Origin of the sequence: Sinorhizobium sp. CB7 (assembly GCF_041357635.1) — a bacterium.
In the GTDB taxonomy this organism is placed as follows: domain Bacteria; phylum Pseudomonadota; class Alphaproteobacteria; order Rhizobiales; family Rhizobiaceae; genus Rhizobium.
Genome location: NZ_JAULLL010000001.1, coordinates 256897 through 283767, shown reverse-complemented (window position 1 = coordinate 283767; position 26871 = coordinate 256897). Strand labels below are relative to the sequence as shown.

At 60.2% G+C, this 26871-nt stretch carries 20 protein-coding genes; 13 read left to right on the top strand and 7 right to left on the bottom strand.

The window, feature by feature from the left end:
* Positions 1 to 9 precede the first annotated feature (9 nt).
* The 3 genes from AAE029_RS01350 to AAE029_RS01340 are packed head-to-tail and all read left to right on the top strand — an operon-like array spanning position 10 to position 3601.
* Positions 10 to 1017 (top strand): ABC transporter permease, encoded by a 1008-nt coding sequence (locus tag AAE029_RS01350; RefSeq protein ID WP_371070984.1) that lies wholly within the window; start codon positions 10 to 12, stop codon positions 1015 to 1017.
* Positions 1017 to 1928, top strand: a complete 912-nt coding sequence (locus AAE029_RS01345) for an ABC transporter permease (protein WP_371070983.1) — start codon at positions 1017 to 1019, stop codon at positions 1926 to 1928. Before AAE029_RS01350 ends, AAE029_RS01345 begins: the two co-directional genes overlap by 1 nt.
* The gene (locus AAE029_RS01340; RefSeq protein WP_371070982.1) at positions 1925 to 3601 is read left to right on the top strand and encodes an ABC transporter ATP-binding protein; all 1677 of its coding nucleotides are present in this window, start codon (positions 1925 to 1927) and stop codon (positions 3599 to 3601) included. The genes AAE029_RS01345 and AAE029_RS01340 overlap by 4 nt, the downstream gene beginning before the upstream one ends.
* Before the next feature lie 160 nt (positions 3602 to 3761).
* On the opposite strand, the gene AAE029_RS01335 is transcribed toward AAE029_RS01340, so the two are convergent.
* A complete protein-coding gene (locus tag AAE029_RS01335; RefSeq protein WP_371071522.1) occupies positions 3762 to 4673 on the bottom strand; it encodes an HNH endonuclease in 912 nt (303 codons plus the stop codon).
* Positions 4674 to 5118: 445 nt separating this feature from the next.
* Here AAE029_RS01335 and katG point away from each other — a divergent pair, with 445 nt between their 5' ends.
* The gene (gene katG, locus AAE029_RS01330) at positions 5119 to 7317 is read left to right on the top strand and encodes a catalase/peroxidase HPI (protein ID WP_371070981.1); all 2199 of its coding nucleotides are present in this window, start codon (positions 5119 to 5121) and stop codon (positions 7315 to 7317) included.
* A 57-nt stretch (positions 7318 to 7374) separates the two neighbouring features.
* Here the strand turns inward: katG and AAE029_RS01325 are convergent, their stop codons facing one another.
* Positions 7375 to 8382, bottom strand: coding sequence for a LacI family DNA-binding transcriptional regulator (locus AAE029_RS01325; protein WP_371070980.1), 1008 nt, complete (start codon positions 8380 to 8382; stop codon positions 7375 to 7377).
* Positions 8383 to 8562: 180 nt separating this feature from the next.
* On the opposite strand from AAE029_RS01325, the gene AAE029_RS01320 reads away from it, so the two are divergent.
* From AAE029_RS01320 to AAE029_RS01295, 6 genes are all read left to right on the top strand, one after another.
* A complete protein-coding gene (locus AAE029_RS01320) occupies positions 8563 to 9810 on the top strand; it encodes a sugar ABC transporter substrate-binding protein (RefSeq protein ID WP_371070979.1) in 1248 nt (415 codons plus the stop codon).
* A 68-nt stretch (positions 9811 to 9878) separates the two neighbouring features.
* A complete protein-coding gene (locus tag AAE029_RS01315; RefSeq protein ID WP_371070978.1) occupies positions 9879 to 10802 on the top strand; it encodes a carbohydrate ABC transporter permease in 924 nt (307 codons plus the stop codon).
* Positions 10802 to 11671, top strand: a complete 870-nt coding sequence (locus tag AAE029_RS01310; protein ID WP_371070977.1) for a carbohydrate ABC transporter permease — start codon at positions 10802 to 10804, stop codon at positions 11669 to 11671. The genes AAE029_RS01315 and AAE029_RS01310 overlap by 1 nt, the downstream gene beginning before the upstream one ends.
* A 28-nt stretch (positions 11672 to 11699) precedes the next feature.
* Entirely contained in the window at positions 11700 to 13643 is a 1944-nt protein-coding gene (locus AAE029_RS01305) for a glycoside hydrolase family 127 protein (RefSeq protein ID WP_371070976.1), read from the top strand.
* Between the two features lie 9 nt (positions 13644 to 13652).
* Entirely contained in the window at positions 13653 to 14753 is a 1101-nt protein-coding gene (locus tag AAE029_RS01300) for an ABC transporter ATP-binding protein (RefSeq protein WP_371070975.1), read from the top strand.
* A gap of 126 nt (positions 14754 to 14879) precedes the next feature.
* Positions 14880 to 15782 carry a dihydrodipicolinate synthase family protein gene (locus AAE029_RS01295; protein ID WP_371070974.1) on the top strand — a complete coding sequence of 301 codons (903 nt, stop codon included), beginning with the start codon at positions 14880 to 14882 and terminating at the stop codon, positions 15780 to 15782.
* A gap of 57 nt (positions 15783 to 15839) precedes the next feature.
* Here AAE029_RS01295 and AAE029_RS01290 read toward each other — a convergent pair whose 3' ends face one another.
* Positions 15840 to 16994 (bottom strand): M24 family metallopeptidase, encoded by a 1155-nt coding sequence (locus tag AAE029_RS01290; RefSeq protein ID WP_371070973.1) that lies wholly within the window; start codon positions 16992 to 16994, stop codon positions 15840 to 15842.
* A gap of 108 nt (positions 16995 to 17102) precedes the next feature.
* Positions 17103 to 17831, bottom strand: coding sequence for a GntR family transcriptional regulator (locus AAE029_RS01285; protein WP_371070972.1), 729 nt, complete (start codon positions 17829 to 17831; stop codon positions 17103 to 17105).
* Positions 17832 to 17941: 110 nt separating this feature from the next.
* Here AAE029_RS01285 and AAE029_RS01280 point away from each other — a divergent pair, with 110 nt between their 5' ends.
* The gene (locus AAE029_RS01280) at positions 17942 to 18673 is read left to right on the top strand and encodes a 4'-phosphopantetheinyl transferase superfamily protein (protein WP_371070971.1); all 732 of its coding nucleotides are present in this window, start codon (positions 17942 to 17944) and stop codon (positions 18671 to 18673) included.
* Here AAE029_RS01280 and AAE029_RS01275 read toward each other — a convergent pair.
* The 3 genes from AAE029_RS01275 to AAE029_RS01265 are packed head-to-tail and all read right to left on the bottom strand — an operon-like array spanning position 18646 to position 24238.
* Positions 18646 to 20004: a lysine N(6)-hydroxylase/L-ornithine N(5)-oxygenase family protein gene (locus AAE029_RS01275; protein WP_371070970.1), complete on the bottom strand. Its 1359-nt coding sequence runs from the start codon at positions 20002 to 20004 to the stop codon at positions 18646 to 18648. The genes AAE029_RS01280 and AAE029_RS01275 overlap by 28 nt on opposite strands.
* Complete coding sequence (locus AAE029_RS01270) at positions 20001 to 23999, bottom strand: amino acid adenylation domain-containing protein (protein WP_371070969.1); 3999 nt, start codon at positions 23997 to 23999, stop codon at positions 20001 to 20003. Before AAE029_RS01270 ends, AAE029_RS01275 begins: the two co-directional genes overlap by 4 nt.
* A gap of 20 nt (positions 24000 to 24019) precedes the next feature.
* Positions 24020 to 24238 carry an MbtH family protein gene (locus AAE029_RS01265; protein WP_371070968.1) on the bottom strand — a complete coding sequence of 73 codons (219 nt, stop codon included), beginning with the start codon at positions 24236 to 24238 and terminating at the stop codon, positions 24020 to 24022.
* A gap of 222 nt (positions 24239 to 24460) precedes the next feature.
* Here AAE029_RS01265 and AAE029_RS01260 point away from each other — a divergent pair, with 222 nt between their 5' ends.
* Positions 24461 to 25447 carry a GNAT family N-acetyltransferase gene (locus AAE029_RS01260; RefSeq protein WP_371070967.1) on the top strand — a complete coding sequence of 329 codons (987 nt, stop codon included), beginning with the start codon at positions 24461 to 24463 and terminating at the stop codon, positions 25445 to 25447.
* Positions 25444 to 26862, top strand: a complete 1419-nt coding sequence (locus tag AAE029_RS01255) for an MATE family efflux transporter (protein WP_371070966.1) — start codon at positions 25444 to 25446, stop codon at positions 26860 to 26862. The genes AAE029_RS01260 and AAE029_RS01255 overlap by 4 nt, the downstream gene beginning before the upstream one ends.
* Positions 26863 to 26871: the final 9 nt, after the last annotated feature.

The following is a 26871-nucleotide window of genomic DNA, read 5'->3' as shown; positions in this document are numbered from 1 at the left end:
GAGAAGACGATGCTGACATTCGCCTTCCGCAAATTGCTGACCCTGGTCGGCACAATGATCGGGATTGCAGCGCTGACATTCGTCATCACCAATGTCGCGCCCGGTGATCCGGCCCGCCTTGTGGCCGGCCCCAACGCCACCGAGGACATGGTGGCGACGATCCGCGCCGAGTACGGCCTCGACAAATCGTTGCCCGAACAATTCATCGTCTATATGGGCGATCTCCTGAGGGGCGACCTCGGCCAGTCGATCGTCACGACCCGACCGGTCATGGAAGAAGTGCTGCGCTACGCTCCCGCGACACTCGAGCTGGTCTTCGTCGCCATGGCGCTCGGCATCATCGTCGGCGTGCCGCTCGGCATGCTGTCCGCAGTCTACAAGGATGGCCCGCTCGACCACATCACCCGCATCTTCTCGATCTCCGGCGTGGCGCTGCCAGCCTTCTGGTTCGGCATCATCCTGCAGCTGATGTTCGCCGTCGATCTCGGCTGGCTGCCGGTTTCGGGCCGCCTGCCGCTCATCACCCGCCCGCCGGAAACCGTCACCGGCCTGCTCCTCGTCGACAGCCTGCTTTCCGGCCGTTTCGATACGTTCTGGACGTCCTTCCAGCACATTATCCTGCCGGCCGTCGTGCTGTCCTTCCCATGTCTTGCCTCCATCCTGCGCGTCAATCGCGCCGAGATGATCGAGGTGCTGCAGTCCGATTACATCGTCGCCGCGCGCGCCCACGGGATATCTTCCTTCCGCATCGTCGCGCTTTACGCGCTGAAGAACGCCATGCTGCCGACACTCGCCATGATCGGCCTTCGCTTCGGCTGGATGCTCGGCTCGACCGTGCTCGTCGAAACCGTCTTCGACTGGCCGGGCATCGGGCTCTATGCAGTCTCTTCGGCACTCTCGTCGGATTTCAAACCCGTCATCGGCGTGACGCTGATGATCGGCTTCTTCTTCATCGTCGCCAACACTCTCGTCGACCTCGCCTATGCCTGGATCGACCCTCGCCTCAGGAGCGCGTGATGACGACGCCCGTCGAACTTTCCCGTCCCCTCACCTTCCACGAGCGGCATGAAAGCCAGATCCGCCAGTGGCGGCTCTATGCCCACATGTTCCGCAAGAGCTTCTCCTCCATGCTCGGCCTCGCACTGGTGATCCTCTTTCTCCTGCTTGCTGCCTTCGGCCCGCTGCTTGCGCCCTATCCAGAAGCCGCAAGCGGCGCGATCGACATGGCCAGCAAGCTCATGCCACCAAGTGCCGCCCACTGGTTCGGCACCGATGAGATGGGTGCGGACATTTTCTCTCGCGTCATCATGGGCGCCCGCACTTCGCTCTGGATCGGCGTCATCATCACCGGCATCGGCGCGCTGGTCGGTGTGCCGCTCGGCATCATCGCCGGTTATCGCGGCGGCTTTTTGCGCGCCGTCATCATGCGCATCACGGAACTCTTCCTGGCGGTGCCTGGCCTTGCGCTGGCGCTTGCGATCGTCGCAGCCCTCGGTCCCGGTATCACCAATTGCGTGCTGGCGCTGTCGCTCGTCTGGTGGCCCGGCTATGTCCGTCTCGTCGAAGCCAAGACTCTCTCCGTCAAGGAGGAACTCTTCGTGGAATCGGCTCGATCGATCGGCGCGAAGACGCCCTGGATCCTCTGGCATCACATTCTGCCGAACTGCCTCTCGCCGATCATCGTCAAGATGAGCATGGACATGGGCATGGCGATCCTGTCGGCGGCAAGCCTCGGCTTCATCGGCCTCGGTGCGCAGCCGCCTTCGCCGGAATGGGGCGCGATGATCTCGGTCGCGCGCACCTATATGCCCGACTGGTGGTGGTATTCGCTCTTTCCGGGCGCCGCCATCTTTCTCACCGTGCTTGGCTTCAACCTGTTGGGCGACGGCCTGCGCGACATTCTCGATCCCCGGAGCCGCGACCGATGACCGGACCTCTTCTCGACATCAAAGACTATCGGCTCGACATCGCCACTTTCGACGGCCCGGTGCATGTGCTGAAGCGCATCAACCTCACCGTCAACCGCGGTGACACGCTCGGCATCGTCGGCGAGAGCGGCTCGGGCAAGACGGTGCTCGTGCGCTCCGTGCTCGGCATCGGCCCGAAAGGTTCGAAGGTCGTCGAAGGCGGCATCACCTTCGATGGACAGGACATCACGGCGCTGTCGGAGAAGGACTGGACGAAGATCCGCGGCATCCGGATCTCGATGATCTTCCAGGACCCGATGACCTATCTCAACCCGCTCTTTTCGATCGGGCGGCAGATTTCCGATGTCATCGCCGCGCATGAGCGGGCCGCCGGCCAGGGCGTTTCTTCGAGATCCGCGCGTCGCACCCGCACCGAAGAGCTGCTCGATCAGGTCGGCCTCCCCGACCCGAAAAGACTGTTCGACCAATATCCGCACCAGCTTTCCGGCGGCATGCGCCAGCGGGTGCTGATCGCGATGGCGCTGGCCGGCAAGCCGGACCTCCTGATCGCCGACGAACCGACGACGGCGCTCGACGTGACGGTGCAGGCGCAGGTCCTCGATCTCATCAACTCACTGGTCGAGAAGCTCAATCTCACCGTCATCATGATCAGCCATGACATCGGCGCAATCGCCACCGTCGCGAAGCGCTGTGCGGTTATGTACAAGGGCGAGCTCGTCGAGCAGGGCCTGACAGCGGATATCCTGAACCGTCCGCAGCATGAGTATACCCGGCGCCTGCTCGCCGCCGTGCCTGACATCGACACCGCCCCCGACAGGGTCGCCGCCGAACCGGCCGCAGCGCATACCGCAAAGCCCGGCGCGCTCTTGGAAGCGATCGACCTCAAGAAAGTCTATCGCAGCCAGGCGGGTATCGAGTTTGCGGCCGTCAACGGCGTCAACCTCTCGGTCAAAACCGGCGAGATCTTCGGCGTGGTCGGCGAATCCGGTTCGGGCAAGTCGACGCTTGCGCGCATGCTGCTGCGCCTCATCGAGCCGAGTTCAGGCGACATCATCTTTGACGGCAGGAACATATCCGGCCTCACCGGCGAACCGCTGCGACAGATGCGCCGGCATATGCAGTTCGTCTTCCAGAATCCGCATTCGGCGCTCAATGGCCGCCACACGATTGGCGACGCGATCGGCGAACCCTTGCGCATCCAGACCAACATGAACCGCCGCGACATCGAGGCGCGTGTCGAGGCACTCCTCGACATCGTGCAGCTTCCGAAAATGTTCAAATATCGCTATCCGCACGAGGTTTCCGGCGGCCAGAAGCAGCGTGTCTGCATTGCGCGCGCCATTGCGCTCAATCCGCGCCTTCTGATCCTCGACGAGCCGACTTCTGCACTCGATATCTCCGTGCAGGCGCAGGTGCTGGATTTCCTTCAGCAATTGCGGGCGGAACTTAACCTGACCTACGTCTTCATCTCGCACAATCTCGCCGTCATCAGGCAGATCAGCGACCGCACGATCGTCATGAAGCGCGGAGAAATCGTCGAGCAGGGTGAGACGGAGCAGATCTTCCTGTCGCCGCGGCACGACTATACGAAGGCACTGATCGAGAGCGGCAGGAAGACCTCGCGAACCGTCCGTCTGCCGATCGAGCTGCGAGATACAGGCGTAGTTTGGTGAGTTATCGAACGGGTGGACAGCAGTACTTCGGCTGCATGGACCGCATCGCAATATTTCAGCGCCGCCTGCCCAGCTCGAAGCGATGACCGGGACGCTACCGATCGTGCCCCCGCTTTGGCGTTTCTGAAACAAGGCTGAATCGTCGGTGCTTGCATTATCCTCAATGCTTGAAGCAATTCTCGCGGTGCCAGCGCAAAAAGTGTGGATGAGGCCTGGCAAAAGCCCGTTGCGGCACGATTGCTCGACCTGTCTTGTTGACCAGCGACTGAATGCTTTCTGGATCGTTCGTTTGTCTTGAAATCAAAATCTCCAGGTCATCTGAGAGGCTGATCAGGCCGCGGTCGAACATCCAATGCGCAGTACCGGAAAGCGCGATCCCGTTTGCCAGAATATCGGGGCCATTAGCCTCAACCGGTCGGATATGGGCAGCATCTACCTCTGCACGCCCACCACCAATAATAAGCTTAAGGCCGGTGACTGCGCATCGCTTGTCATAGGCCTGTAGAACAAGCCGACGGAAAAGCCGATTGCGCACGATCCGAGACATGAATTGGGTAACGCGATCACGCTCCTGCTCGAATACAAAGAGTGACTGCGTTGCGTCATTAAAGCCAGATGATGGAGAAACTAGCTCCGGCTCCCCTACTCGCGGCAGTTCGGGTTCAGCTTCATCGAAACCTAACGATACGATACGATTGAAGTCAGCCGGAGAGATCGGTCTCACGGCCGACTGGGCTCGTCCGGATATTCGGCCTTCTTCGTTTAGCACACCGCGTTCGACGACCCCCTCGGAGCTAGTAAACGGAACTGGATTGATGAAGTCGAGATACGTACCCGGCTCTATCAATGCGATATACATGCCTGGCGCCTTTGGGTCTGAAATGATCTGACTTACTTTAGCGATCGCAAAGTAGCCGCGGCTCTCAACGACTTTTCTCGGCTCGTAGTAGATAATCCAATCACCAACACACGCTTGGACTCGACCCAAATATTGACGGGGGAACTGATATCGTTCAGCCGGGCTGTCGTCGTAGATCGAATCTGAGCGGTGAATGAAAATTCCGAATCCCATGTTTTCAGCCTTAGCATGCTCTCGGTCGCCGCTCGACAACCGTTTAGCGATCTTAGAAAACCGGGCCACTGTTTCTAAGCTCATAGGCAGGAGCTTTCATAACCCCACCTTATCGCCGCGATCGGAAAATCCAACTTATATTGATGAAGCGCCTTTGCTATAGCACCTGCAGCGGCATCGGAATGCAGCCATTCTAAGCCGCCTGACACAACGACGACTAACGGTGCGCAGATCATCGATGCTCAGGCCATCCAGAACGCTGACGCCCTCGCCTGTCTTGCTTCAGGGCGGTCTTCTCCCAGGGAAGATCGAAGCAATGGCATTCCAGATGTCTGGCCAGATTCCTGACGGCCCGTCATCGCACCGACCATGAAACCGGGCGCTTTCCAGAGGATGTTCCTGCTCTGGCTGGCGGAATTCACATCACCACCAATGGGAGAGTAACATGGATACTAAAGCTGACAACGCAGGCAAATGTCCGGTCGTACACGGGCATACGAGCCCAGCCGGCAGGACGAACCGGGACTGGTGGCCAAACCAGTTGAACCTGAAGCTCCTTCACCAGAACTCTTCCCTGTCCGATCCCATGGGCAAGGACTTCAACTATGCCGAGGAGTTCAAGAAGCTCGATTTGGCGGCTCTGAAGAAGGACCTCCATGCACTGATGACGGATTCGCAGGACTGGTGGCCGGCGGATTTCGGCCACTACGGCCCCCTCTTCATTCGCATGGCATGGCACAGTGCCGGTACCTACCGCACGGGTGACGGCCGCGGTGGCGCCGGGGCGGGCCAGCAGCGTTTTGCACCTCTCAACAGCTGGCCGGACAACGTCAATCTCGACAAGGCGCGTCGTCTGCTTTGGCCGATCAAGCAAAAATATGGCAATAGTATCTCATGGGCCGACCTGATGATCCTCACGGGCAACGTCGCCCTGGAATCCATGGGATTCAAGACCTTTGGATTCGCTGGCGGCCGCCCGGACGTCTGGGAGCCGGAGGAAGATGTCTACTGGGGTGCTGAGGACACCTGGCTTGGCGACAAGCGCTACACCGGTGACCGGAACCTCGAAAATCCGCTCGCGGCTGTCCAGATGGGTCTGATCTATGTCAATCCGGAGGGCCCGAATGGCAACCCCGACCCGGTAGCAGCCGCCAGGGATATTCGCGAAACCTTCGCCCGCATGGCGATGAACGACGAAGAAACGGTCGCGCTGATTGCCGGCGGCCATACCTTCGGCAAGACCCATGGAGCCGGCGACGCCGCGTTGGTAGGCCCAGAGCCGGAAGCCGCCGGCATCGAGGAGCAGGGCCTCGGATGGAGAAGCTCGTTCGGCACGGGCAAGGGTGGCGACACGATAGGCAGCGGCCTGGAAGTCACCTGGACCACGACGCCGACCAAGTGGAGCAACAACTTCTTCTGGAACCTGTTCGGCTACGAATGGGAACTGACCAAGAGCCCGGCCGGCGCGCATCAGTGGACGCCGAAGCATGGCGCAGGCGCCGGTACCGTGCCGGATGCGCACGACCGGTCGAAGCGTCATGCGCCGTCCATGCTGACCACCGACCTGGCGCTGCGGATCGACCCCGATTACGAAAAGATCTCGAGACGCTTCTTCGAGAATCCGGACGAGTTCGCGGATGCGTTTGCCCGGGCATGGTTCAAGCTGACGCACCGTGACATGGGCCCCCGTGCACGCTATCTCGGTCCGGAAGTCCCGGCAGAGGAGCTCATCTGGCAGGATCCGATTCCCGCAATCGATCATGAGCTGATCGACGCTCAGGACATCGCCGCGCTCAAGGAGAAGATCCTTGCCTCGGGCCTGTCCATTTCCCAGCTGGTTTCGACCGCCTGGGCATCGGCATCGACCTTCCGCGGCTCCGACAAGCGCGGCGGTGCAAACGGCGCGCGCATCCGCCTCGCGCCGCAGAAGGATTGGGAGGTCAACCAGCCTGCCCAGCTCGCGAAGGTGCTGGAAACCCTTGAGGGCATCCAGAACGCGTTCAACGCCGGGCAATCCGGCGGCAAGAAGGTGTCGCTCGCCGATCTGATCGTTCTGGGCGGCGCTGCTGCGGTCGAACAGGCTGCGAAAAACGCCGGTCACGACGTGCAGGTTCCCTTCACGCCGGGCCGCATGGACGCCTCGCAGGAGCAGACGGACGTCGAGTCCTTCGCAGCGCTGGAACCGGTCGCGGACGGCTTCCGCAATTATCTCAAGACCCAGTTCTCCGTTCCGGCGGAGGCACTGCTGGTCGACAAGGCCCAGCTCCTGACGCTGACCGCGCCAGAGATGACCGTTCTCCTCGCCGGCATGCGCGTGCTGGATGCGAATGCCGGACAGTCTCAGCACGGCGTCTTCACCAAGCGCCCCGAGACGCTGACCAACGACTTCTTCGTCAACTTGCTCGACATGGGCACTGTGTGGACGGCGGCGTCGGACGCCAAGGACGTGTTCGAAGGACGCGACCGCGCGACAGGCGAACTGAAGTGGACCGGCACCCGTGTCGATCTCGTCTTCGGGTCCAACTCCCAGCTCCGGGCACTTGCGGAAGTCTATGGACAGCAGGACGCGCAGCAGAAGTTCGTTCGTGACTTCGTGGCCGCCTGGAACAAGGTCATGAACGCCGATCGTTTTGACCTCGTCTGACCCAAACGGAAAGATGCCTTGACGCGGCTGAGTTCCAGCGGCGTCAAGGCTTAGTTATCAGGCAGATCGCCCGCAGGACCGACGCACGACGAGGCTGCAGGGTAGTCGCGTGATGCCGCTCGCAATTTCCTCTCCCTTTGACAGGGCGAGTATGGCAAGGCCTGCGCGTCGTCCGAGTTCCTTCAGCTCCATGTCGATGGTTGTCAGCGGCGGGCGAGTCTGCTTGGCGATCACCTCCCAATTGTCGAAGCCGACGACCGCGACGTCGTCCGGAACGGTGATATTCATGTCTCGCAGGCGATCGATGACGCCGCGGGCAATTTCGTCATTGCCGCAGAAGATAGCGCCGGGCCTCTCGCCCGGACGGGAGAAGACGGTTTCGATAGCCTCGTGCCCCCATTCCTCGGTCCACTCCCCATAGAGGACTTCTGCACCCTCGCCACAGCTCTCACGATAGGATTGCGCCCTGATGCGCACCGCCAGATAATCTTCCGGTCCGGTGATATGCAGGATCCGCGAGCGGCCGAGGCTCTTCAGATGCTCGACCGCAAGGCGCGCGCCCTGGGCATCGTCCGGAAAGAAACTGATATTCTCAGGTGGCCCTTCCGCAAAGACATAGACGACCGGGATCGGCAGCCTGGAGAGCTCGACCGGCGGCTTCAGATCGAGGCGAGTGGCCGTGAAGATGATGCCGTCAACCTGCCGGTCGAGGAGCGCCTCCAGATGCAGGCGCGCCAGGCGCGGATCATTGTTGGTCGCACAGAGAAAGACGGAAAGGCCGTGATCGACGAGCACTTCCGAAACGCCCGCCGCCATCGGCAGCGTCAGCCTGCCATAGGTGTCGTTGGTCAGCATGCCGATCGCATGGCTGCGCTTGGTCAGAAGCCCGCGGGCAAGCGCGTTGGGACGAAAACCGATCTCCTCCGCCACACGTTTTACGCGCTCCCGCGTTTCGGCGTTGGTGCGTCCCGTTCCGTTCAGCGCGTTTGAAGCCGTCGAAATACTGACGCCGGCCGCCTTGGCAACATCGTGGATCGTTCGCCTTCGTATATCCTTCTCAACCAAAGCTGCTCACCTTTTCCGATCATGCTAAAACCTTTTAGCAGAAATATTCATGATGTTGAAAGGTTTTATCAGATTCCTTCGAGAATCCTGCGCACATAGTGTCGACATACAAGAAAATGTCGACTAACGTTTCATCACGCCGCCGGGAGGCTGTTGGCGGCATGAAAAAGGGGAACATTCATGATCAATTTAAAGTTGACGTTCGCTGCATTCACGCTCCTGGCCAGCACGACGCTTGCCAATGCCGAAGAGATCACGCTTTGGGTTCGCACGTCGTCCGGCGCGGTCCTCCAGGGCCTGGCCGATAAGTACAACGCATCGCATTCCGACAAGGTCAACGTGACCCAGATCACCGCAGAGCAAATGGTGCCGAAGCTCGGCGCTGCCCTCGCCGGCGGTGCGGCGCCGGACGGCGCCGTGCTCGACCTCATCTATCTCCCGACCTTCGCGGCGGCGGACGGCCTCGAGGACATCACCGATTTCGTAAAGGGCCTGCCCTACGCCTCCGCCCTCAGCCCCTCCCATATCCGTCTCGCCACCTATGACGGCAAGATCTACGGCGTGCCGGCGCTGCCCGACGCATCGATCATCGCCTACAACACCGATCTCTTTACCAAGGCCGGCCTCGATCCGAGCAAGGCGCCTGCCTCGCTGGAGGAGATCGCCGCCGACGCCAAGAAGATCACCGCACTCGGAAACGAGACATACGGCTTCTATTTCGTGGCAAATTCGGGAAGCTGGCTGATCTACGACTTCCTGCCGCATCTCTGGGCCGCCAATGCCGACGTACTGAGCGACGATGGTCGCTCCGCGACGGTCGATACACCTGCGCTGCGTGACGCCATTGCGGCCTATCGCGACATGTGGAAGGCCGGCGCCATCCACCCGACCTCCCGTTCCGGCAACGGCAACAACGCCGTCGAGGCCTTTGCCTCCGGCAAGGTCGGCATCCTGATGACCGGCTCTTACATCGTGAACCTGCTCACCAGCAAATATCCGGATGTGAAATTCAACGTCGCGCCGATCCCCGGACCGAAGGGCGGTGAATCGAGCTTTGCAGGCGGCGACACGCTCGCTCTGATGAAGGGTATCAGCGATGAGAAGAAAAAGGTCGCGCTCGACTTCGTCAATTTCTACATGCAGCCCGAGCAGCAGGTCTATATCACCCAGGAATCGGGCATGCCTTCGCGCACCGACCTTGCGGCCGAAGCCTATGCGAAGTTCGACAAGCGAAACCTCGTCGCCTATGACATTCTCGCCAAGGCACGCACACCCTACACCTTCTCCTCGGACGAGCTCTTCGTCAGTCGCACCGGCCCCTTCCTCAACCTGATCCAGGGCACGATCTTCGGCGACGATGTCGACGGAACCATCGCCAAGACGCAGGAGGATTTCACCCGCATTCTCGAGCGGACGAATCCGAACTGAACCTGGTCATGAGTAAAGCGGGGTCTTTGCAGGACATGTCGACAAACCAGCAGAAAGGAAGCGCTACCGTGATTTCCTCGGTGCGTCGCAGCAGAGCTGCTGCAATCTCCGGCGGCGAGCCTGAGCCGAAAGGATGGCTCGGCCTCGCATTCATCCTGCCGGGTTTCCTGTTCATCGTCATACTCTTCCTCGTGCCGCTCGTCATGACGGTCTGGATGAGCTTCTACAATTGGCCGCTGCTCGGGCGCACCAAGTTCATCGGCCTTGCCAACTACGTCGAGCTCATCAATGACACCCAGCTCTGGCACTCGCTGGGCTTCACGATGCTCTATACCGTTCTGGTCACCGCAGCGATCTTCCTGGTGGCCTTTCCGCTGGCACTCCTTGTCGACCGGCCGCTGCGGATCGCGGGCTTCTTCCGAACGATCTATTTCATGCCTGTTGTCATCGGTTTCGGTGCGGCATCGACGCTGTGGATGTGGCTCCTCAATCCCGATAGCGGCGTCTTCGCGCAGATCCTGCGTGGAAGCGGACTGATCGACAGCGCGCCGCGGCCGCTCGAAAGCTTCTGGCCGGCGCTCGGCGTCGTCATCCTGATGGTGGTCTGGAAGACGGCCGGCTTCACCATGATCATTCTGCTGACCGGCCTGCAGAGCATCTCCAACGACGTCATCGAGGCAGCCAGGATCGATGGCGCGAATGTCTGGAGCCGGTTCCGGCGCATCACCCTGCCATTGATGCGCAATTCCGTCGTGCTGGCGCTGGTCTTGAACGTCACCTCGTCGATGCTCGCCTTCGACCAGTTCTTCATCATCACCCAAGGCGGCCCGTCGAACAGTACGATCTCGGCGGTGTTCTCGATCTATCTGGCATCATTTTCGTCATATCGCCTGGGTTATGGCTCGGCGATCTCCTTTGCGCTGCTCGTCGTGTTGGTGGCGATCAGCACTATCCAGTTCGTCTTCCTGCGCCAGCGTCCGGAGGAGGGCTGATGGACCGCCTGAACTATAATCTTGCGCCGAAGCCTGCGAGCGAACGGCTCGGCTTTCTCGCCTTCCTCATGACGGCGCTCGTCTTTGCCGTCTTCTTCGTGATGCCGATCGTCTGGTCCTTTGCGAATTCCTTCAAGCCGGCCGCCGAGGCGCTGGCCAATCCCGCGGCCCTGTTCTCGAAAGCCTTCTCCCTGGAGAATTACCGCCGCCTCGAGCATGTCGGGGCAGGCTGGTATGTCTATGCCGGCAATTCCGTGCTGATTGCGGCCGGCACTGTGGCTCTGACGGTCCTGGTTTCGGTACCGGCGGGATATGGCTTTTCAAAATTCCGCTTTCCCGGCCAGTCGGTGCTCTTCGTGCTGATCATGGCGACGATGATGATCCCGTTTCAATCGATCCTCACGCCGCTCTTCCTGATCCTGAAGGCCTTTCGACTGCAGAACAATCTCTTCGGGCTGGTGCTGATCTATGTGACGTTCCAGCTCCCGTTCTCGGTCTTCATGATGCGCAATGCCTTCGACGCTGTGCCGAAGGCGCTGATTGAGGCGGCGAGGATCGATGGTGCATCGCAGATGACGATCCTCAGGCGGATCATGCTGCCGATCGCGCTCCCCGGGGTGGCGACCGTCGCCATGTTCGCGTTCCTGAATTCCTGGAACGAGTTCCTGGCTGCGCTGATCTTTCTCTCCGACCAGAACAAATTCACCCTGCCGATCATGCTCGTCAACGTGTCCTCGGGCATCTACGGCATCATCGATTGGGGCGCGCTGCAGGCCGGCATTGCCGTGACCATGGTTCCCTGCATCCTGCTCTTCCTCCTCTTGCAACGATATTACGTGCGCGGCTTGACGGCCGGTGCCGTGAAATAACAGCGATCATTCCGCTCAAGGAGTTTTCATGTCCACCTCTCCCCGTGTTCAACCGGCCCGGCCGTTAGGGCGGCAGCGATATGTGCCCGCCGACCATTCCCGCGTCAGCTTCGACGGCGGCTTCTGGCAAAGCTGGACTGAAACGGTCCGTAACGTCACCATCCCCACCCAGCATAAGCGGCTGGACGAGGAAGGCTTCCTGGAGGTGCTCGATTTCGACAAGCCGGCTGCGCCGCTGGTCCGGCCGATCCAGCCGAGCGGGCTTTCGATGCAGCATTTCTTCGATTCCGATTTCGGCAAGTGGATCGAGGCGGCGAGCTACACGCTGAAGGCCCATCCCAATGCAGAGCTCGAGGCTAAGATCGACGACATCGTCGCGAAACTCGAAAAGGGCCAGATGGCCGATGGCTATCTCAACAGCTGGTTCATCCGCCGCGAACCGGAGAAGCGCTGGACCAACCTGCGCGACCTGCACGAGATGTATTCGATGGGCCACCTGCTCGAGGGCGCGGTCGCCTACTACGAGGCAACCGGAAGGCGCCGTTTCCTTGATGTCATGATCCGCGCCGTCGACCACATCATCGACACCTTCGGCCGGGAGCCCGGCAAGCTTCGCGGCTACGACGCGCATGAGGAAATCGAGATCGCGCTCGTCAAGCTTTATCGCGTGACACACGACCCCCGGCATCTCGCGCTTGCGACCTATTTCGTCGACGAGCGCGGGCAGATGCCCTCCTATTATGACGAGGAGGCGAGAAAACGCGGCGAACGGCCGGAAGATTACGTCTACAAGACCTATGCCTATAGTCAGGCGCATATTCCGGTGCGCGAACAGGAACAGGTGGTGGGTCATGCCGTGCGGGCCATGTATCTCTTTTCGGCCATGGCGGATCTTGCCCACGAGAACGACGACCCCACCCTCAAGGCAGCATGCGACCGGCTCTTCGACAACCTGACAGGTCGGCAACTCTACGTGACGGGTGGCCTTGGCCCTTCCGCCTCGAACGAAGGCTTCACGCGCGAATTCGATCTGCCGAACGAGACGGCCTATGCGGAGACCTGTGCCGCCGTGGCGCTCGGCTTCTGGAGCCATCGCATGGCGCAGATCGATCTCGACGCCAAATTCACCGACAAGCTGGAAACCGTGCTTTATAACGGCGCGCTTTCCGGCATCTCGCGCGATGGCGAGCATTATTTCTACGAGAATGTGCTGGAGAGTCATGGGCAGCACCGTCGCTGGAATTGGCACTACTGCCCCTGCTGCCCGACGAATATCGCGCGCTTCATCACCTCGCTCGGGCAATATTTCTATTCCACCAGGGACAACGAACTCGCAGTCCATCTCTACGGCGCCAATTTCGCCGAGCTTGTCGTCGGCGACCGCTTCGTTCGCCTGAGACAGGAAACGAGCTATCCCTGGGATGGCGACATAAGGCTGCAGCTTGCCGTCGATCGGCCGAGCCGTTTCACGCTTCGGCTGCGCATTCCCGGCTGGTGCCGTAATGTCGAGATCTCAGTCAACGGCGCCGCTGTCGATGTCGAGCGCTGCACGACCAACGGCTACGCGGCGATCGAACGGGAATGGCAGAATGGCGACCAGGCGCGCATCAATCTCGCGATGCCGGTGGACCGCATCTATGCCCATCCGGAGGTCTCGGAAGATGGCGGCCGCGTTGCGCTCAGACGCGGCCCCGTCGTCTACTGCATCGAGGAGACTGATCTTGGCAGCGAGCCGCAGCGGCTTCGCCTGCCGGCCCTGGCGGAGGTGTCTTCGCGTTACGATGCTGGTCTGCTCGGCGGCGCGACCGTGCTCGAAGGCATCGCATTCGAGGCCGACACTGCCGACTGGAAGAATGCACTCTATCGCACCGCGCCGCCCGTTTTGAAGCCGCGGCCGTTCAGGGCAATCCCCTATCACCTCTGGGCCAATCGCGAGCCCGGCGCGATGGCGGTCTGGTTGCACGAAGCCTAGGAGAAAACGATGGCACGATTGGAACTAAAAAGCGTCGTCAAATCCTACGGCATTTACGAGGCCGTGCGTGGCATCAGCCTGGAGATCGAAGACAATGAATTCGTTGTCTTCGTCGGTCCGTCTGGATGCGGAAAGTCGACGACATTGCGCATGATCGCCGGTCTCGAACATATCTCCGCGGGTCAGATCATTATCGGCGACCAGATTGTCAACCGTCTCGACCCCGGCAAGCGCGACATAGCTATGGTCTTCCAGAACTATGCGCTCTATCCGCACATGACGGTGAAGGAGAATATCTCCTTCTGCCTGGAGCAGCAGAAGCTGCCGAAGAGCGAGATCGATGCGCGCATCGCCAAGGCGGCCGAGACGCTGCATATCAGTGATCTCCTCGGCCGCCGGCCCGGACAGCTCTCCGGCGGTCAGCGCCAGCGCGTCGCGATGGGGCGCGCGATCGTGCGCAATCCGAAGGTCTTTCTCTTCGACGAACCGCTCTCCAACCTCGATGCCAAGCTGCGCGTGCAGATGCGCACCGAAATCAAGCGGCTGCACCAACTTCTCCCGACGACGACGGTCTACGTCACCCACGACCAGGTCGAGGCAATGACCATGGCCGACCGTGTCGTGGTGATGAATGGCGGCATCATAGAGCAGGCAGGACCACCGCAGGAGCTCTACCATCGCCCGGTCAGCCAGTTCGTCGCCGGCTTCATCGGATCTCCCGCGATGAACTTCCTTTCCGCGACCTTACTGTCGGGCGAAAGCGGCCTTGTCGTCCGGTTGGTCGATGGCAGCGAATTGCCTGTGCCCGCGGCACGGGCAGCCGACTATGCGCCCCATGCCGGCAAGTCCGTCGTCTTCGGCATCCGGCCGGAGTCGATCAGCGATCGCCAGCAGCGCCGGGGTTTTGCCGATATCGAGGCGAAGATCGATCTCGTCGAGCCGCTCGGCCCCGAGACCATGGTCTATTTCAGTGTTGGCGATACGAACCTCTGCGCCTGCATCGATCCCGACAGCGGACCGAAGCCGATGTCGACGATGCCCCTGTCGTTCAACATGAACCAGATGCATCTGTTCGATCCTGCAACAGGCCGATCCCTGTCGCTCATGTGAGGGATGACCGGCTCGCAAACGGCGCAATCGAAGTCGTTGCAGCCAACCTTCACTTAGATCTCACGTGCCGCTTGATATTGTCGACAGTTTGTATATATGGCGCCTAAAGCAACATTGGAGCTCACGATGACCACAGGCTGGAAAGGGGTATTCCCCGCTGTAACAACGCAATTCCATGAAGATCTCTCGGTCGATATCGCATCGACTCAGCGCGTGCAGGACGCCCTCGTCACGGACGGCGTCAACGGCTTGATCGTCATGGGAACCTGCGGCGAGAACAATTCGCTCGACCCGGAGGAGAAGCGCACGATCCTCAGGGCCGCCGTCGAAGTCGTCAACAAGCGCGTGCCGGTCGTGACAGGCGTTTCCGAATTCGATACGCGCCGTGCCGTCGCCTATGCCCGTGATGCGGAAAAACTCGGTGCCGACGGCCTCATGGTTCTGCCGGCCATGGTCTATGTACCGAAGCCGGAAGAGCTTGTCGCCCATTTCCGCGCCGTGGCCGAGGCGACTTCGCTCCCGATCATGCTCTACAACAATCCGCCGGCCTATCGCGTCAACATCACGATCGATGTACTGCAGGCGCTTGCCGACGTACCGAACATCAAGGCCGTCAAGGAAAGCGCCCCGGATCCGCGTCGCTTCACCGATCTGATCAACGCCTTCGGCGATCGGTTCGATATCTTCGCCGGCCTCGACGACGTTGCGCTTGAGGGCCTGATGCTCGGGGCAAAGGGCTGGGTCTCCGGCCTCACCAGCGCCTTCCCGCAGGAATCCGTGCAGCTTGTCGCTGCCGCCGACCGCGGCGACTGGGAGGAGGCACGCCGCATCTATCGCTGGTTCATGCCGCTCCTTCATCTCGACGCCGAGCACGATCTGGTCCAGTCGATCAAGCTCGCCGAGCAGATCATGGGCCGCGGCTCGGAACGTGTTCGCATGCCGCGCATGCCGCTCACCGGTGCGCGCCGCGCCGAAGTCACGGCAATGGTGGAAAAGGCGGCCGCAACGCGTCCGTCCAAGTTGCGCTAATTGGACTAGACATCAAAGCCGGCAATCCAGGCGGATTGCCGGTTTTTTGCGCGTATTCTACCCAAACGGCTGTGTCGGACTCTTCGCCGGAAGAGTAAACCACTCCGGTCCATTCTCCGTCATATAGACATGATCTTCCAGCCGAACGCCGAAGGCGCCCGGGCAAACGATCATCGGCTCCACGGAAAAGCACATGCCCGGCGCAAGCGGCAGACGGTTGCCGCGCACGATGTATGGATGTTCGTGGATTGCAAGACCGAGTCCGTGACCGGCCCGGTGCGGCAGGCCGGGAAGGCGATAGTCCGGCCCAAGGCCGTGACGCTCAAGCACTGCACGCGCCGCATCATCAAGGCTTTCGCACGGCGCTCCGACCTTCGCAGCGTCGAAGACAGCTTGCTGCGCTTCGCGCTCCATTGCCCAGATACGGGCAACCTCAGGCGTCGACTCGTCGAGCACATAGGTCCGCGTGAGGTCCGAATGGTAGCCGTCGAGACGGCAGCCGGTGTCGACGAGAATGACATCACCAGCCTCAAGCGTCTGGTCGCCATCGGCGCCATGCGGCAATGACGTCGCAAGGCCGAAGGACACGATGCAGAAACTCGAACCTTCCGGCGCGCCCAGCAGATGATGCTGCTCGTCGATATACCGGGCGACTTCGGAAGCCCGAATGCCGGGTCGCATTAGGGCATGTGCCCGCCGGTGGACTTCCAGCGTCAAGCCCATTGCATGGCGGATGATATCGATCTCCGCCTTCGACTTTCTGATGCGGATATCACGGACGAGCACGCCGCCATCGAAAAGTCGATCAGCCTCGAATACGCGCGCCAGCGCGTGATAGACAAAAAGCGGAAGCTCCTCGTCGAGGCCGAGCCTGCCGCCCGCCCCGACGAGATCGGCGATCAGCTCGGCGCTGCTTTCATGCTCTTCCCAGGCAGCGATATCACCGTCCAGGCGCGGAAGCGTCTCTATGCGGGAACATTCGAAGCCGGGCGCGATATAGATGAGCTTGGTCGGCGTGACCAAGGCACCGACGAGTCGTTCGCTCGGATGCCAGACGAGACCGGTAAAATAGCGCAGGCTCTCGGTCGAGCCGAGAAGGAAGGCCGCAAGGCCGTGAGCCTCCATGCTCTGACGCAGACGATCGAGACGCTGCCGCTTCTCCTCGTCAGTGATGCGGGCCACGGGGTGCGGCCAGTCGGAAACACCGCTCATTGGAATATCCTTTTGCTTTACTTACGTTATTCTTTGATTTGGTATCAAGCCTCATTGCAAGATCCTGAGGCATCGAAGCAGCAGGAATGAAGATTCCTACTTGAGATGTCAGCCCCCGGTGGAAAGGTCCAGCGGATGCTTGATGTCCCGAGCAATATAGTCCTGGATCTGTCGAACGATTTGCGCAGCATGTGCAGCAGCCACCCTGTCTGCGCTCTCAACATCGCCAGCTTCGATGATGGCAATCATTTCCTCATGTTCATCGACATATTGGCGCGGCAGTCGATCATCGAAAGACGAATAATAAAGCCGCAGGATACGCCTCCCCTCGTCCAGCAGTTTCGCGAAGAAGGTCGTGTAATAGGGATTGGCGGCCATTTCGGCGATCGCGACATGGAATTCCCTGTTTGCCTCGATCATCGAAGCAGCATCATGCTCACGCACGGCACGTGCGAAGTCGGCCTGATGGCGACGGATTTTCTCCAGCGCGGCCGGGTCTCGGCGCATCGCAGCGCCGCGTGTCGTCACGCGATACATCAGCGTCAGCGCGTCAAAATAGGTCGGCAGTGTCGCGAAATTGATCGATGAGACGATCGTATTCCGGTTCGGCAGCGTCGTCGCGAGGCCCTCGGCCACGAGACGGACCAGCGCCTCACGAACAGGCGTGCGCGACATCGCGAACCGGTCTGAAAGCCGCGCCTCGTCGAGGGGACTGCCCGGCGGCAGCGCCATCCCAAGGATCTCCTGGCGCAACGTCGTGTAGACGAGCTGCATGCCGGAGCCCCTCTCCCGAGGCCCTTTCTCACTGGCGATCTGTACGGGTTGTTTTGCCGCCATCAATATTTCACCTACCAAGCTTTCCAATGGCATGCTTTTGCGCACTTTTTGTCTACAAAGCAATGCCTGGTAAAAAGCCTGCCTTAGTTGAGCTTTGCGGTCATCGGAGGATGCAGGAAAAGATGTCGTCAGAAGGACAGGCCCGCGTCAGCGTTGATATCGTTCGCTGGACTTATCCCAATGATCGCCTCCATAGCGATCATTGGCTGGAACCGCTCTCGGTGGACGAAAAAGAGCGCGCGTTTTCCTATCGATTCGAGCGGGATCGGACATGCTTCATTGCCGGTCGATATCTGCTGCGTCGAACCTTGGCAGTGTATCTCTCAGAACCGGCAGAAGGCCTCAGGTTTGTTTCGAACGCCTACGGCAAAGCGTGCATCGAAGGTGATGAAGGTGTGGAATTCAGCCTGACCAACGCGGATGGATTGGTGGCCGTGGCCGTCGGTCGCGGATGTGGCCATGTCGGTATCGATTGCGAACCTGCCGACCTCATCCTCGAGGATGCGGCCCTGGAAACATTCTGCACGTTCGATGAACTGAGCTGGATCGCGCAGCTCTCGAGCGATGAGCGCCGCCGTGCCGGATTAACTTTGTGGACATTGAAAGAGAGCTATCTCAAAGCCATCGGTCTCGGGCTGAACGAGGACCCTCAAAACATCGCGATCAGCTGGGACGGCGATATCCCGCGGATCGCGCACAAAGGCGAACGCGACCCGCGTTGGCATCACCGCCTGTTTAACGGCTCCGGCCGGCACATAATCGCGCTGTCCGTCTACGCAGAGCTCGGCACGCCGACTTTCAGGCTCTCTGATTTTCAGGACGGCGCTGCGATTTCCGAATAGCCGGCTTTGACGTACTGGCCCGTTGTCGCAGGTGCCGCCGACGCCCAGTTCAGTTGGGCATTATCAGGCTCGACTTCGAAGTGGCTTTTCCCCAGGAGCGTGTTGATGATGTTTGCGCTGCGCCAGGCCATGAGACTAAGCTGGGAATCCGCAATGCCGTGCGAGTATCGGCCTGCATTCTGGGCAAAAATCCTGTTAGCCCTCGGGCCTGCCCACTGCAGCGTGTAGTCATCGTTCAAGACCGGATGACCATTCCTGTCACAGGTGATCTTGTCGGCCATGGAAGCCAGTGCATTTGGCAATCGAAACCGGTAGCCTGTCGCCAGCACAACTGCGTCCGCATGCAGAACCTCGATGCCGCCGTCAAACTGATTGCGGACGATCAAACGATAGGAGCCACCGCTCGCCTCCATTTGGATGACATCCCGATTGGGTGACAAGCGCGCGTTCAACGCGCTTCCTTCGAGATATCGCAATGCATAGAGACGTTGGTAGATCGCGTGAATCGTCGAGATCGAGAGGCCGTCGCTGGTCAGGATCGAGTTCTTGAGCGCATCCTGCTTCTGCTCATGATTGAGCTGGAGATATGCCTGAACATATTCCGGCGAGAAAACCTGATTGGAAAACGGCGTATCGTTGATCGGTTCGAAATTGTGTCGCCGGCTGATCCAGGTAATTTCTTCGACCTTGTTCTCTGCGCCAAGCAGCGCCTCGATGATCTCGCCGCCGCTTTGCCCTCCCCCGACAATGGCAATTCGTGCCGCCTGAAGATCACCAAGTCGATACTTGGCCTCGCTGTTATGGAAGCAGCGCATACCAAGAAAGGGTCTTGCCCAGTCCGGAACGAATGGGGACGTGCCTGTGCCTATGACGATGTTGCGCGCCTCTTCGACGGCATTGTCGAACCGCAACAGGAACCTGGCGTCCCGGTGCTCCACCTCGCGAACCTCGCTGGCGAACGACAATCCCTTGAGGCCGCCTGCGACCCAGGCAAGATATTGAGCGAACTCCTTGCGGGGAACCGCATCGTACTTGGCATTCAGAAATGCATAGAGCCTTTTATGCGCCACGAGATAGGAGACGAAGGACCATGGACTCGTGGGTAGAACAGGTGTGACAAGATCCTTCAGGAACGACGATTGGAGTTCCACACCGGGCATCATCATCCCAGGATGCCAATCAAACGCGTCACGGCGCTCAAAGAAGCGGCTTCGCACCGCCGGCACAGCCTCCAGCAGGCACGCGAGGCTAAGGTTGGAGGGGCCAATACCGATGCCAGCAAGGTCCAATGGTTCGTTCGCAATGTCTTTGCAATTGAAAGCGACAGTCATGAGAGATCCTTTTGGGTTTCTTGCAAACGGAGGGCGAGCCTGCTGTGGAAGGCTGGCGATCCAATCATGTGCAGGTGGTTGGTCCCCGTGATGATTTCGGCCGGATGTGCTCTCCTGGATAGGCGGCGCCAGTCGATCAAATTGAGGCCCCTGTTGAGGCTGTCGTCTGCGGCCCACGGAAAGATCGGCACGTCGTGGGGTACCAACTGATGTCTGCGGAAGATCAAGGCATTATCGATGAGGACCCAGAAGGTGTGCTCGCGGCTGCTGATATCCGGTCCATCCGTTGGAAGCGGATCCTTTTCGTCACCCACAAATCGAAGGAACTGATCGTAGGTGTCAGCGTCCATGGTTGCGAGCAGTCGGTCCCATTCGGGACGCATCGCCGTCTTCTCCAACCACGACTGAACGCTTCTGTGGAGTTGCTCGCGCTCCCCCGGCTTGAAGTGCGGCTTTGCGCCAATCGCGAATTCCGACCCGAGGTCGCAGACGTCGACCATGGCGATCATCCGGACATCAACCTCATTGCCAAGGGCGCGCGCAGCCTCATAGGCGAGCAACCCACCCCACGACCATCCGAGGAAATAGCAGGGCTCACCCCTGCTATGGGTGCGAATATAATCGACGTAGCTTTCGATGATGTCCTCGATCGGAGCGCCGATCTCCTTTTTCTCGGAAAGCGAGTAGCAGATGAAACCGGTGGCCGGCTGATCGGCCCCCAGGTAGTCGACGAGCTTCACATATTCGCGCGTGCTGACGAGCAGCCCCGGGAAGCAGTAGAGCCGGGGCTTCGTTCCCGAGGATCGCAGAACGATGACCTCCGACAGGTCTCTCTGATCGCCTTGCTCGATCAAGCTTGCAAATGAACGAATGGTCGGATTGTTGAAGATGTCGGCGATGGTCAGGGGCGTTTGCGGCCGGCGCTGTCGCATGAGCGAAAGAATTCGGATGGCGCCGAGCGAATTACCGCCGATGTGGAAAAAATTATCCTCGACACTGATCGCTTCCATCTTCAGGACCTGACGCCAGACATCCCGTATGTCCTCTTCAAGAGCGGTCGCAGGCTCCACAATCGTTCTCTTCACCGGCGCCGGCGCGGGAAGCGCGAAGCGATCGAGCTTGCTGTTCGGGTTGGTCGGGAGTTTCTCCAGTTCAACGACCGCGGCAGGAACCATGTAGGACGGCAGGCTCCGTTCAAGGCCTGCTCTGATTTCCTCGACGTCCAGCCCATCACCCTTCTTCGCAACGACGTAGGCAACAAGCGCCTTTTCGCTGTCTGGTTCGTCGTCGCGCAAGACGACCAGCGCCTCGCCGACGCCTGCCTGCTGAAGCAATGCCGCCTCGATTTCGCCGAGTTCGATGCGGTAGCCGCGCAGCTTCACCTGGTGGTCGACGCGGCCGACAAATTCGACCGTGCCATCCTCTCTCCAGCGTGTAAGGTCGCCGGAGCGATAGAGCCTGCCCCCTTCCGGGGAGAACGGGTCCGGAATAAAGCGATCGGCCGTCGTGTCCGGCTTACCGAGATAGCCGCGCGCAATACCCTCGCCGCCGATGTAGAGCTCGCCCGTTACGCCGATCGGGCATGGGTTGAGATCCGGGTCCAGGACATAGACGCGGCGCAACCCGACAGCGCGTCCGAGCGGGGCATACACGCCCTGGAACGTGGTGCCGGCCCTGACCTTCCAGATCATCGGGGTCATGATGGTCTCTGTCGGTCCGTAGCCATTGATAAGCCATTCGGACTTCAGCGCACGGGAGAGCAGATCGAACGTCGATTGCGCAAGCCCCTCCCCACCGAAGGAGTACAGGCGCATGGGCGGTGCGCTGTCCGTGATGTCGGCCCATTCGGCGAGCTGTTGCAGATAGGTGGTGGGGATGCTCGCATTGTTGGCGCCATGCTTTCGCATTGCCGTCAGCGTTTCTTCAGGCGTCCACAACGGCTGGTCGGGAAGGATGATGCTTCCGCCTTCCATGAGCGGATTCATCCACCTCTCGTGTCCGCCGTCGGAACTGAACGGCAGAAAGGGCAACTCGCGGGAGACAGCACTCATGCCGTAGACGCGGGACGTGTTCTGAAGATGGTGGGTCAAGGGGCCGTGCTCGACCGCGACACCCTTGGGCAGCCCGGTCGAGCCCGACGTGTACATCACATAGGCAAGCTGGTCCTTGTGGATCGGAACGTTCGGCGGCGTGTCCTCTTCATCGTCGAGATCCAGCTTATCGAGTTCGAGAATGACGGCATCGAGCTCATCCGGCAGCCGATGGCGCAGCCAGCTATGCGTAAGGACGACCTTGACGCCGCCATCGCGCAGAATGTGATGGTTGCGCACAGGCGGATGATCCGGCTCGACCGGGATATAGGCGCCGCCCGCCTTCAATGTCGCGAGAATTCCTAGGATTGCCTGCGGCGAGCGCTTGATGAAGATCGCGACGGTGATCTCCGCCCGAACGCCAAGCTTTCTCAGCCTGTGTGCCAGCCGGTTGGCGCTGCTTTCCAGCCAGCCATGGCTCCACTCTTCGTCGCCATAGATGATAGCGGTCTTGTCGGGCGTTTGCCGGGCATGGGCAGAGATATGCTCATGAACCGGCCGATCGTCGTTGAGCACATCGTCTTCATAGGGAGCGGAGAGCCGGTCAAGCTCGTCTGCCGCGACAAGCTCGATATCCTTGATCATCAGCCGCTCGCAAGCGGCGATCTGTTGGAGAATGACCTGAAAATGCTTCGCTGCGCGGGCGACCAAGGCGGGATCGTAGAGGTTCTCGGCATAGTCTATCAATCCTTCGGCCGCACCGGCCGAAGCTGCCTCGATCACCAGCGCAAGCTCGCTGTCGGCACGCGACGCGAGTTGATGCAGGTCGCTCGCGTGCTTCGGGGTCGCTCGCGCCTCACGGAATTCAAACATGGTCTTGACGATCGCGTCCTGCGCCTCGGCTTCGTCGACGACGAGTTCCTGTGCAATTCGCTCAAGCGGAACAATCTTGTCGATCCCGTCAGCGGTGGCAACGGCGATCGCGGACATCACATCGTCGATCGGCTGCTTCGATCGCAATTCCAGAACAAGCGGAAGAACTTGCTCGGCGCGGCCTGCGCCGCTCAAATAGGCCTTCTGGTTTCGGGCGATCAATATCCCCGTGAGCAGGGCGTAATTGCCGCTGTAGCGCGCAAGCAGGATGCAGAATGCGGCTTGAAGAACGAGTTCGGCCGCATAGCCGCGTGTCTCTGCATGACGACTGACGGCGCTCCAGAGATCCGAGGGGATCGAAAAGCGATGCTGCGCGCGAGAGACGCCAGCCAATCCTCCGCTGTTGAACCGTGTCGGCAGCGTCGTCGCCACATAATCGGTTCCGATCCTGGTTCTCCAATAGGCCAGCGCCTCTGCCGCCACCGGCGTTTGCAGCCATTCCTGCTCTCGCAGTCCCGCACGCAGGTCATCATGGCACCTTTCGCTGGCGGCAGGCTCATCGAGCAGGCGCCTCAGTTCGTCGAGAAGGGTAACCCGTTCGAAGGCATCGCAAATGATGGAATGCACGACGATCGTAAGAAGCGTCTGGCCGCTGGCGAGGGGGACGACCTGGCATCGTGTCGCCGGCCCGTCCAAAAGATCAAACCGCTTGCCGATAAATGCTTCCTGGGCTTCGAGCCCGGCCGCCTCCGAAAGACGCTCGTTTCCCTTGCCGAGAAGAACCGTGATGGGGACATGGTCGGATCCAGCGCGATACTGTTCGATGCGGCCGCCCGCGAAGCGACGAAAGCGGGTGCACAGAACCGGCCTTTGCTCGACGAGCTTTCGGCAGGCAGAAACGATGGTCTCGTGCCCGACGCCGACATCAAACCGGAGCGATACGACCTGGTCCGGGAAGACAGTGCGGTTGCCGATCTGCTCGAGCGACCAGATGCGTCTCTGGCCAATGGTCAGCGGAAAAGTCTCAAGCAACGCGTCCGCGACACCATCGGCAGGGCGAGCATCTGCAAGAATGGTAATTTGCGTGTTCATCTTTGACACCCGGTCGCGTTCTACAGACTGGCGTTGGCGGCCATGGCCGTGCGCAGGCTCAGCGGGCGCGGGTCGGCCCAGAGCTGACGGATATGCTCCAGGCATACCTGCCTCGATCCCGCAAAACCCGCCGCCGTCCAACCCACGGGAATCCTCTTGTCTTCAGGCCAAACTGAGAACCGGTGTTCGGTGTCTCGCACAACGATCCAGACGTTGTCCGTTCGCTCAAAATTTTCCATTCAAAGCTCCTGCAGCGAAGATGGTCATGCGCAAATGACGGATCGGCGGCGCCGCAGTTTAGGGGGCGACTTGAGAATTTTTTTCTTCGCTTGGCCCTAAATTCTTTTCCGGAAGGATCGTCATTCTAGCGATCCGGTAAGGGGCACTCTCCCACGGACGCTCTTCGTGCCCGTTGGCGACCAAGCCTGATGATGCCAAGCCTGATGATGAAGGAGAAGCGGATGGACTTCGATGCCGTCAAACAAAGGCGCTCCGCGCTATTGCGCAGTTCCTGCCGCCTTGCGCCAAATTTGGTGCATATAGAAACCGCCTTTGGCCGCCATGAAGTCACGCTCGAGCAGAATGCGGGTACGGCGTCACTGATGTTCTACCACGGCGATCCGATCGGTTCCGGTGATATACTGCTTGCAGCGGCGGAGGCGATCACGGCGGAAGATCGGTCGATCCGCTCGGTCGTATTCGATAAACTCGAGAAATTGCTGCCGCCGAATCTTGCCAGCCGCGGCATGCTCGACGCTGGTGTTCTTTGGCAATGGCCCTTGCCGTGGCTGCCGGAGGTTACCTACCCCTTTCCGCCGATCAAAGAGCTCACGAACGGTCGTTATCATCCGCGGCGGCCCGCCAAGCCAACAGGGTTGGTATATCGGCGCTTCATTCCCTGGCTTGAGCGGGACGTGGCGTTCAGGGTCGCCGACCTGGAAGCCGATCTTGCAAGCTTCCATCGATGGATGAATGACGAGCAGGTCAACGCGATATGGGAGGACTCAGGCGACATCGACAGGCATCGCGAGATCCTGGCGGCAAGGATCGCCGATCCCCATGTCCTGCCCCTGATTGGAATGTTCGGGGACATCCCGTTTGGCTATTTCGAGGTCTATTGGGCAAAGGAAGATCGCCTGGGACCGTTCTACGATGCCGACGATTATGATCGCGGATGGCATGTCGCGATTGGTGAGCCGGCATATCGAGGCAAGAGATGGATCAGTGCCTGGCTACCATCTCTGATGCATTTCATTTTTCTTGACGATCCCCGGACCCAGCGCGTCGTCGGTGAGCCGCGAGCCAGTCACGAGCAGCAAATCCGTAATCTTGATCGATCAGGCTTTGCAAAGATCAAACATTTCGATTTCCCGCACAAGCGAGCACTGCTCGTCATGCTGACGCGTGAGCGGTTCTTTGGCGATCACCTGTGGGTGCCGGCGTCATGAACGACATGAGCGGCATCTTCAACCGGAGGCGCAATCTCGCACCTGAGGATCTCGCCAGCCCGGACCTGATGAAACTGCTTCTGCGGCTTGGCCTGCCTGCCATGGCGGGGCTGTCGATCAATGCGGCGCACCACACGATCAACATGTTCTTCGTCGGCATGATCGGGGGTGAGGAAATAGCGGCGATCATGATCGTCCTGCCCATCCTGATGATGGTTGCAGCCGTTGGCGAGGGAATGGGCGTCGGGGTTGCAACGGAGGTCGGTCGCGCGCTCGGCGCCGGTGACCTTCCGCGGGCAAACCTGCTTGCTTCGATCACGCTGTCGGCCGGCATCCTGGTCGGGATCGTTGCCATGATGGCGATGCTGCTCTTTTCAGGTTTCTTCCTTCGACTTTTCGGGGCAACGGAGAACCTTCAGCCGCTTGCCGCACAATATCTCTGGATCATTGCAATCTCGCTTCCCCTGACGATGGCCCAGATCATCCTCGATTTTCTCGCTATCGCGGAGGGTAACGCGCGCTTCAGCATGTGGACCCTTGTCGCCTGCTTTGCCCTGAACATCGTTCTCGACCCGATCATGATATTCGGTTTCGGCCTTGGCCTATCCGGCGTGGCAATCGCCACGATCCTGTCTCAGCTCGTCGCGCTCGGCGCATACGGCTTCTATCACCGCCGGCGCCTGGGGACGGTGAGCCTGAGGATGGACCTCCATTGGCGCGACGTCCGCCATATCAGGCCGATCCTGGCGATGGGTGCGCCGACGACATTGACAAGCCTTGTGACCGTGGCCGGCATTGCTGCAATCCTTTCCGCAGCCGGCGCTCATCGGGGCGAGAGCGGAATTGCAGGTCTGGGGATCGCCTTGCGCCTGCTGACGGTCGGCGCGCTACCCGTCATCGGGATTTCGCTCGGCGCGCAGTCGATCCTGAGCTTCGCCTGGGGCCGGCATGACGCCCATCGCGTCCTCTCCGCGTCGGGGCTGCTGACGCTTTTGACCAGCGGTATTGCTTTCCTCTACGGTCTTGCCGTCATTATCTGGCGCCACGAGATCGCAGCGCTCTTTGCGAGCGAACCGGACATTCTGGCGATTGCATCAGCGGCGATCGTCGCCAGCCATGTTCCATTTCTCCTGTTCGGATTTCGGCAAACCATCCTCGTCCTGTTCCAGGCGCAGGGTCGTCCGGGTTCAGCCATGGCGATCGGATTGGCCCAGAATGGCTACCTTCTCTTTCCCCTGCTTCTGGTTCTTCCCTTCTACGTGGGGTTCGAAGGATTGCTTGGAGCGATCTTTATCTCCTCCACGTTGACCGGGCTGCTGTCGATTTTCGCCCTGTTACGGAATTATCGATCGCTCAAAGCGCTGAGCGCCGGCAAGTCGCATTCATTCCGCTTGTATCCACGCTTTTGTCCCTGAGAGGCTAGC